We start from the raw sequence: 1,737 nt of genomic DNA, 5'->3' as shown, positions 1-1,737 counted from the left end.
GCTGCGCAAAGCCGCCGAACGCACCGTCGAGGCCACCTGGCGGCGCATCGGCGATCTGCTCGGCCAATTCAGCCCAGCAGAATGCGCCAACTACCTCGTCAACTCAGGATACGCTCCAAGCTGAAACGGTCAGGCTCTAGAACTTGCGCTCGGAGTAGAGCACTTCGGCCATGTCCCAGTTCTTGTTCACCGAAGCGCCGTCCGGCTTCTTCAGCTGCATGAACACCAGGCCGATCGATTCGTGGTCGGTCAGATATTCCCAGGTGTTGGTGACGCGCTTGTATTCCGGGCTCGGGGTGTAGTCGTTGCGCTGCTGCAGCAGCTCGGGCTGGTGCAGGAACGAGAAGATGTTGAGGCCCACGATGATCGGCGTCTCCGCGCCGATCTGGTAGTTGACCACCATGCGGCAGACGTCCTTGTTGGACCCGGTCGGCCAGATGGTCACGGTGTAGGGCTTGGCCACCAGGGTGGCGGTGTAGGTGCCGTCGCGGCGGTTCTTCTTGTAGCCGGGCATCCCCTTCATGAGCTGCTCGAGATTGCCGCCCTTCACCAGGGGTTTGCAGACCCGGTTCAGCACGTCGATGATCTGGCCTTCCGCCCCAGTGGTCGGGATGGTGTAGACCTTTTCCGGCGGCGGCGGGGGCGGAGCCTCGGCGGCGGGCGGCGCGGCGGGCGCCATGGTCGCGTCCGGCGCGGGCGTGACCACGGGAGGCGCGGCCTCGGGCGCCGGCGTCATCGTCGCGGCGGGGGGCGCGGCCGGCGGCGGCGCGGGTTCGGTCGGCGGAGTTTGCGCCATGGCGCCGGTGGCGACGCCGGCAATGGCGATCAGACTGACGATGGCGGTGCGCATGGCTGCGTTTTCCCTGACTTGATGGTGCATCACACTCAATGCGGCCGTCCCTCGCAAGTGCTGTAGTGGCGCTTTCCGGCGAGTTCGAGGCGCAGAAGTGTCAGCGACCCGCCTCGACGGCGTGTTCTGCGAGAATGGTCAGGCCCTCGGGGGTCACGTCGGCGAAGCCGCCCTGGACCTCGAACACCGTGAGCTGGCCGTCGTTATGGACCACGACCTGGCCTTCCTTGAGCGCCGTCATGAACGGCGCGTGGCCGGCCAGGACGCCGAAGCCGCCCTCGGACCCCTGCGCGTCGACCTGGTCGACCTCGCCGGAGAACAGTTCGCGCTCCGGCGAGACCAGGGAGAAGTGAAGCTTCTCGGCCATGTTTCTTAGGCTTCCGAGGCCAGACGCTCGGCCTTGGCCACCGCGTCTTCGATGGTGCCGACGTTGTAGAAGGCGGCTTCCGGCAGGTGGTCGTACTCACCGTCCACCACCGCCTTGAACGAGCGGATGGTGTCTTCCAGGCTGACGAACACGCCCGGCATGTTGGTGAACTGCTCGGCCACGTGGAACGGTTGGCTGAGGAACTTGGAGATCTTCCGCGCGCGGGCCACGGTCAGCTTGTCGTCTTCCGACAGCTCGTCCATCCCGAGGATGGCGATGATGTCCTTCAGCGACTTGTAGGCCTGCAGGGTCTCCTGGACGCGGCGGGCGACGTTGTAGTGCTCCTCGCCGATGACCAGGGGGTCCATGATCCGCGAGCTGGAGTCCAGCGGGTCCACGGCCGGGAAGATGGCCTGGGCGGCGATGTCGCGCGAGAGCACGGTGGTCGCGTCCAGGTGGGCGAAGGAGGCGGCGGGCGCCGGGTCGGTCAGGTCGTCGGCGGGCACGTAGATGGCCTGGA

At 66.6% G+C, this 1,737-nt stretch carries 2 protein-coding genes and 1 pseudogene; all 3 read right to left on the bottom strand.

The features are described 5' to 3' along the window. Positions 1 to 136: 136 nt before the first annotated feature. The gene (locus tag Q8Q77_RS05220; protein WP_305581870.1) at positions 137 to 850 is read right to left on the bottom strand and encodes a hypothetical protein; all 714 of its coding nucleotides are present in this window, start codon (positions 848 to 850) and stop codon (positions 137 to 139) included. Between the two features lie 100 nt (positions 851 to 950). Then, positions 951 to 1,217, bottom strand: coding sequence for an ATP synthase F1 subunit epsilon (locus Q8Q77_RS05215; protein ID WP_305581868.1), 267 nt, complete (start codon positions 1,215 to 1,217; stop codon positions 951 to 953). Between the two features lie 5 nt (positions 1,218 to 1,222). After that, positions 1,223 to 1,737, bottom strand: a pseudogene (locus Q8Q77_RS05210) (F0F1 ATP synthase subunit beta); the annotation flags it as partial.

Origin of the sequence: Phenylobacterium sp., assembly GCF_030698145.1 — a bacterium.
Classification (GTDB): domain Bacteria; phylum Pseudomonadota; class Alphaproteobacteria; order Caulobacterales; family Caulobacteraceae; genus Phenylobacterium.
The sequence above is the reverse complement of the archived record's forward strand: the minus strand, read 5'-3'. Positions and strand labels throughout refer to the sequence as shown.